Annotated in this window: 8 protein-coding genes; 4 read left to right on the top strand and 4 right to left on the bottom strand. The window is 35.0% G+C overall.

The genetic code is table 11. The features are described from left to right. Positions 1-14 precede the first annotated feature (14 nt). Positions 15-791, top strand: coding sequence for a DUF3967 domain-containing protein (locus AC11ZT_RS07630; RefSeq protein ID WP_484059025.1), 777 nt, complete (start codon positions 15-17; stop codon positions 789-791). Between the two features lie 35 nt (positions 792-826). Here the strand turns inward: AC11ZT_RS07630 and AC11ZT_RS07625 are convergent, their stop codons facing one another. Beyond that, on the bottom strand, positions 827-2,095 hold the full coding sequence (locus AC11ZT_RS07625) for an ATP-binding protein (RefSeq protein WP_484059024.1): 1,269 nt from the start codon (positions 2,093-2,095) through the stop codon (positions 827-829). Between the two features lie 211 nt (positions 2,096-2,306). On the opposite strand from AC11ZT_RS07625, the gene AC11ZT_RS07620 reads away from it, so the two are divergent. Next, positions 2,307-3,464 (top strand): aminotransferase A, encoded by a 1,158-nt coding sequence (locus AC11ZT_RS07620; RefSeq protein WP_484059023.1) that lies wholly within the window; start codon positions 2,307-2,309, stop codon positions 3,462-3,464. Positions 3,465-3,642: 178 nt separating this feature from the next. Here the strand turns inward: AC11ZT_RS07620 and AC11ZT_RS07615 are convergent, their stop codons facing one another. From AC11ZT_RS07615 to AC11ZT_RS07605, 3 genes are all read right to left on the bottom strand, one after another. Then, a complete protein-coding gene (locus tag AC11ZT_RS07615) occupies positions 3,643-4,116 on the bottom strand; it encodes an SDR family NAD(P)-dependent oxidoreductase (protein WP_484059022.1) in 474 nt (157 codons plus the stop codon). Between the two features lie 545 nt (positions 4,117-4,661). Next, positions 4,662-5,252 (bottom strand): NUDIX hydrolase, encoded by a 591-nt coding sequence (locus tag AC11ZT_RS07610; RefSeq protein ID WP_484059021.1) that lies wholly within the window; start codon positions 5,250-5,252, stop codon positions 4,662-4,664. A 114-nt stretch (positions 5,253-5,366) separates the two neighbouring features. Continuing rightward, a complete protein-coding gene (locus AC11ZT_RS07605; protein WP_484059020.1) occupies positions 5,367-5,822 on the bottom strand; it encodes an RDD family protein in 456 nt (151 codons plus the stop codon). Between the two features lie 235 nt (positions 5,823-6,057). On the opposite strand from AC11ZT_RS07605, the gene AC11ZT_RS07600 reads away from it, so the two are divergent. Together AC11ZT_RS07600 and AC11ZT_RS07595 are read left to right on the top strand one after the other, a co-directional pair. Continuing rightward, on the top strand, positions 6,058-6,474 hold the full coding sequence (locus AC11ZT_RS07600; protein ID WP_484059019.1) for a DUF3997 domain-containing protein: 417 nt from the start codon (positions 6,058-6,060) through the stop codon (positions 6,472-6,474). A 198-nt stretch (positions 6,475-6,672) separates the two neighbouring features. Further along, the coding region (locus tag AC11ZT_RS07595) for a DUF1648 domain-containing protein (RefSeq protein ID WP_484059018.1) at positions 6,673-6,862 on the top strand (190 nt) is incomplete at its 3' end.

The following is a 6,862-nucleotide window of genomic DNA, read 5'->3' as shown; positions in this document are numbered from 1 at the left end:
GGGGAGATCAAAACATGATGGAAACCTATAAAACAAAGGATGTAGCCAGTAAGACAGGCATACCTGGCAACCTAATACGCAAATATAGTCAAACTTTAGAACTAAGCGGCTACGATATCGGGAAAGCCTCCGGTGCTCGTTGCTTTAAGTTAGATGATATTCGATTATTGAAAGGAATTCATGAGAGAGTTGTCATGCATCAAGTTGATATAAACGATGCAGTAGTTCAAACCCTTAAAGATTTACAAAATGGGGCTCTTATTCATACCTCAAAAAGTTCCGTTCAGGAAAAGGAACAGACAGCGAGAGATGTGACGACTACCATTCGAGAACAAAATAAAAAGTTTGAGGAATTTATGCATAAGCTTGATACTCTTGCCCAACTGAACGAAGCAATTATCCATCAAAACTCTACTCTCATTACCCAAAATAGACAAAAGGATGAAAAGCTAGATGACCTCATGCAACAAGTATATGTGAGCGAGACACAACAAGAGGAGATTTTACTAGACCTAGTCGGCCATGTGCAAAAAAGTGAAGCAAAACAAGAAAATAAGCTAAACCATTTAATGAGTCATATGTATAAAAAAGACGCAAAGCAAGAGGAAAAAATGAATAAAGTCATACATCAAGTATACAAAAAAGATGCAAGTCGCGATGAACAGCTTATGCTTCTCATACGAGAGATGCAGGAAACGAAGCGAATGATCGCTGCTTCCCAAGAAAACAACATAATAAAATCATTACGTACTTTGTTTTCTCGCTTAAAACCCGAACGAACTCAATCATAGCAGTGTACAAAAGTTACCGATTAAACGGTAACTTTTTATATTTTTCCATTCCAAACCGGCAGTCGAATCATAGCCTCTGTCCCATTTCCTAGCTCACTCTTGTATGTAATATCTCCATTATGTGCCTGGATGATGCTAAATGTTACCATTAGCCCTAATCCAGTTCCTTTTTCCTTGAGTGAATAATAGGGCTGTCCTAGACGAGCAAGCTGTTCCTTCGTCATACCCACCCCACTATCCTTCACAACAATCACAATCTCATTGCCTTCTATATACGCATGTATTTTTAAATATCCTTGTTTTTGCTGAATAGCTTCTATTCCATTCTTCACAATATTCATGATTGCTTGTTTTAATTTTGCTTTATCCCCAATGGTATACAAATTTTCTTCAATCTTTACCTGCAAGAATACACCTTTCATTGCGGCAAATGATGACATGAGCGAAGTCATTTCATTAAGCTGTGAGGATAATAATATTGGTATTTTCTCTTCAATCTGTGGTCTAGCTAAATTTAAATAGTCAGATATGATTCCCTCTGCTCGGTCTAATTCTGTAAGAACCAGCTGCATATATTCTTTATTCTTATTCGTTTCTGACCCTTCTAACAGCTGAAGAAAGCCACGAACGACAGTCAATGGATTTCTCACTTCATGTGCAACTGAAGCCGCTAATTCGCTAATAATATTCAGCTTTTCTGATTTTAACATTTCATTTCGTACCATCGCATTATCGTTTAAATATTCTGTTACATACACATGAAATGTCATCGTAACAGCCATTATTATTCCTGCTACAGAGAAAAATGCATATAAACGAGGGGTTCCCACATGGATACTTATAACCTGTACATTAACGATTAGGTGAATCAATGCATAAAAGGAAGCAAGGAGAAATGATATTACTATTTTTTTGTTTTTGCTGTACTGTTTCCATTGCTTAGAAAGAACAAAAGGGATGGAAGAAAGGAAAATCGTTTCGAATAAATCAGCTACAAAGCCACTAGGACCATTGATAACCACATTGTATAATACTGAAATAATTGCAGGTAAGAAACCTAATGAACCATAATACAAAAAAGCAGCTATGATGGGAATATCGTGAAACGAGTATGCAATTCCTTCTCCTAGATTTACTGGATACGACATGCTTAGCATTACAATAATAGAAAAAAGAGCAGATGTAACATATCGACTAGGATTAGGAGCTGTTATATAGTATCGATTCAAACGAATCATTTCATATAAAAATAACGGTAAAATGATACATGCTATTTGTATCAATAAATCTCGAACCTGCTCCAAATAATTCCACTCCCTATACCACATTTTAATCATTATATCATTTTCAAAGGGAATTTTTGTAAAAATATTTACATGTCTGATTATTTTTAACAGGAATGAAAGATTCTTGCGCATTCTATCATGGAGACTGCAAAACATCATGATAATAAAACATTGGAAGAGGATAGTATGTTAAAATAAATTAACATGTTTGTTTGAAAGGAAGATTCATATGGAACATTTGTTAAACCCACTCGTTAAAGATATTCAAATTTCTGGCATACGCCAATTTTTTAATATGATTCAAGAATACGACGATCTCGTTTCCTTAACAATTGGTCAACCTGATTTCCCTACCCCATCAAAGGTTAAAGAAGCTGGCATACGCGCTATTTCAGAAAATATTACCGGTTATACTCCTAATGCTGGTTTGCTAGAGACTCGACAGGCAGCAAGTGAATTTGTCAAAGATCGTTACCATCAAGAATATGATCCAAATGATGAAGTAATTGTCACAATCGGAGCAAGCGAAGCAATTGATATCGCTTTTCGAACTATACTAGAACCTGGCACAGAAGTAATACTACCCGCTCCAATTTATCCTGGCTATGAACCTATTATACGGTTATGCGGAGCTACGCCAGTGTTAGTAGATGTACGAGAAACAAATTTCAAACTTACCAAAGATGCATTAGAAGCGGCCATAACCGACCGAACTCGTTGCGTAGTGCTTCCCTATCCATCTAATCCGACCGGCGTTACATTAAGTCATAACGAATTAGAGGATCTTGCAACTGTACTAAAAGATAAAGACATCTTTGTTCTCTCAGACGAAATTTATAGTGAACTTATCTATGAAGAAAAGCATGAATCAATTGTACAGTTTCCAGACATGCGAAATAAAACCATTGTCATAAACGGATTATCTAAATCTCATGCAATGACGGGATGGAGAATTGGATTCTTATTTGCCCCCCGTTATTTAGCAAAACAAATAATTAAAGTTCATCAATATAATGTAACATGTGCATCGTCCATCTCTCAATACGCTGCTATAGAGGCACTTACCAAAGCAAAGGATGCACCGCTCATGATGCGTAAGCAATATAAAGAAAGACGCGATTATGTATATAACCGTCTGATAAACATGGGTTTACACGTCGTGCTCCCACACGGTGCATTTTACTTATTTCCATACATAGGGAATTTCGGAAAGAGCTCGTTTGATTTTGCTTTGCAACTCGTAAAAGAAGCAAAAATTGCCCTCGTTCCAGGTAGTGCATTTTCCCAATACGGAGAAGGCTACTTACGTTTATCCTACGCATACAGTATGGAGGAATTAAAAGAAGCCTGTGATCGCCTTGAACAATTTTTAATCAAAAAAGGATAAATGGAGAGATAGTAATTCTCCATTTATCCTTTTTTGATAGCGCTTACTTTTTTGTATATAAAAGCAGAAACAAATGGGTTGCAAAGAAGGCTCCATCAGTGAAAACAACACATATTTCCACTGATGAATTTTAAATCAACATACTATCTGGGAGTTACATATTTTTATTCGTTACAAGTTACAAGCTTGAACTCGTTACAGACCATGCTCCTGAAAATCCTAGCATACCAAATGACGGAATATCCATGGATGCTCTGCTTGATTGTGTCATAACGGAAGTACTTACGGACTTTACCTCTTTACAAATATCTCGGATTGTATTTGTTATAGAGTTTACCCATTGTTCTTCATATTGATTATCGCATTGAATTTGGTATAATCCTGCATTGTTAAATAACAAATCAATATGACTGTATTTATGAAGTACTTCCTTTACGACTCTATACCATTCATCTTGATCATTCACATCATGAACAACAAAAATAGCTTCTCCGTGAAAGTTTAAAATTTCATCAACAGTAGCTTGACCATTATTTTCATCTATATCAGTCACCGCTACTTTTGCACCTTCTTTGGCTAGTAGTAAGGCTGTTTTCCGGCCGATACCGACGCCTCCACCAGTCACTACTACAACTTTACCCGCTAGCTTCATCTTCACTGCCCCTTTTTGTAGTTTTCCCGTTGAACAGTATACTCCTTCTCTTATTCCATCGGCAAGAGAGAAGGAATCGTTCCCTCATACTCCTCGTGAAAAAAGGATACTAACAATGAAAATGACTGAAACTCTTATGATTATAAAGGTGTCTCGATTAACGCTATAAGAGAGTATCCATATGTACTCTAAATATGTTCACAATAAAGTTGAAAAAGAAGCAAACTTCCCTTGCTACACCGATCGTAAATATATTATAAATATCTATTAAAATCTGATTACATTAAAAAGAAGGCACGCCTACCGATGCGTGCCTTTCCATGGAGGGTACTCATATAGGAGATGCCAGTCCTATATAACAACTATTATAACAAGAATATGAACAAATTTTCATAAAAAAATAAAAAAATTTTCAGAAAACTATAAAAAGCTAATAATTTATATACATTCTTTCTTGTTTTTATGTAAAACACCCGCTGTTGACTACTTCAAATTTCTTTTTTATACGCCCTATTATACAGTTTTTACATAATAAACTAAGATAATCATCGTTTTAGTTGCTTTATTTCATGCAAAAGATATTCATAGTATTCCAAGCCATGGGGACAAAGATCAGAAAATGTAACGTATGAAGACTCTTTAGAAATTTGAGATTGTACTAAAATACGCTTTCCGTCCATTACATCTTGTAAATTCTCTACATCCATTTTAATTATATCTTCCACCTCATCTCCTAGCACAAAAGGAGGCTCCCCCTCTACGATATAAAAATAGACATGACTAAATTCGCAATCAATGAAATCTTCCTTTTCATACTTACCTTTCACATATCCACAATAATGAAGTGATTCAGGCGATACAGTAATTCCAAGTTCTTCGTAAATTTCACGCAAACCACCAACTAAAACAAGTTCACCATCTTGTATATGCCCAGCCGCTGTAATATCAAACAATCCTGGAAAATCCTTTTTACCCTTTGAACGCTTTTGAAAATAGACAAATGAAGACAATTCGTGTTTCTCTATAATCCAACAATGAAACGTTTCATGCCAATCTCCATCTCTATGTACATCATCACGTAGTTTACGACCAATTACTGTCTTATCATCATCAAATATCTTTAACCATTCTTTCAAACCTTATCTCCCCTATTAAGAGCATATTTTCAATTCTATGTGAAAAGAAGTTTCTGTAAAAAGGGAATGACCTTTACAGAAACTTCTTCTAAATTTTATGATAAGAAAAAGATTTTACAATGGACCATTTACCTTTGTTCTAGCTACTAAATCATGATAACCACGATTATCCTTACGGAAGAGCATCATGTACACGGTGACTAAAGCTGGTATGCCTAGTAGAAGTACAGTAGGAATGATTAAAATCAGAAAACGTACAAATAGTGTAATAAAATCAAGTGGTTCCCCATTTGTTTTGCCAAGACGTACTCTCGTTATTTTTTTCCCGACCGTCAAACCATTCCATAACAATGGTACGAACACAAAATAGATAAACATAAGGACAAATATAAGAGTTAAATCAAAGCGATAATCACCAAAGCTTACATCAAAGCGGTCAAAAATGGCCTTATAATTTCCTGTCGATATTGCCACTATTACTCCGTATACTACAGAGATAATAAACATATCCAATAACGTTGCTCCAACTCGGTTCATAATGATGCTTGGGTTATGCATTTTAAATTTCATTAGGCATTCTACCTTTCTTTCCTATTTACGATGTTCATCGTACCATGTACATTTAAACTTGTAAATGAAATGGCTATACCCCTTTTTACATAGCATTTCCTACCCATGATTTATATATTTCCACCTTGTAATTAGTATTTTAAGAAAACTGAAAAATAGGTTAAATTTTAAAAAAATGGGTATTCTAACTCTAACTAAAGAGCACATATTAGATTCAAGCAGCGGGAGGGGTACCATGAAATACTTCGTTCTATTTTATGCTATAACATGTGTATTTCTTACAGGATGTTCTAGGCAACAGCCCCACACTATTTTCGAAATTGGAAAGGATTATGTTTTGCATCATTCTTCCGGTGGAACGAAAGTTGTTTCAAAAGAGGAAAATACCCATGCTTCTCAATTCATTCCATCAGATGTCACCCACTTAGCATGGAATGAAAATTATATTATTGCTACACAAATTCCAAAGCCGGTTGTACTAAATCATCCGGATGCTAGCATTTCTAATGACAAGCAAATACATGTTTGGATAATAGATAGGATTCATAACATACGATTAGGTCCTTTTACAAAGGAAGAATTCGAAATAAAAAGGAAAGAATTTCATATTCCTTCCATGCCATTACTAGAAATAGAAAGATATTTTAAGTAAATATAAGATGTACATTCACAATTTTTTCATTTTTCATCAAATAATCATCTATTCTTTTGCTTAGCTTCTTTGTATATTTTAGATGGTTAGACAATTATCTAACTATATAAAGGAGCTGAGCGTATGAATCAAACATTCAAAGCGCATGACTTGATTAGTGAACATTTCTGTTAAAAATGAGAAATAAGGTGAGGAATGATGAAAAACCGTCGCTTTACACTGTTTATCGCTTTACTTAGTATTGGTTTTAGTATTTTGGGGTATCTGTATCTACCTAATCGCGTTCCTGTGCACTGGGATTTCAATGGAACAATCGATCGATATGGAAGTAAGCTAGAATCAGTTATTATATTCCCGAGTATTATTATCGGAGCTTACGTCTTACTTA

The sequence above is a fragment of the Ectobacillus sp. genome (assembly GCF_056992975.1).
This window is presented reverse-complemented; position numbering and strand designations above follow the sequence as displayed.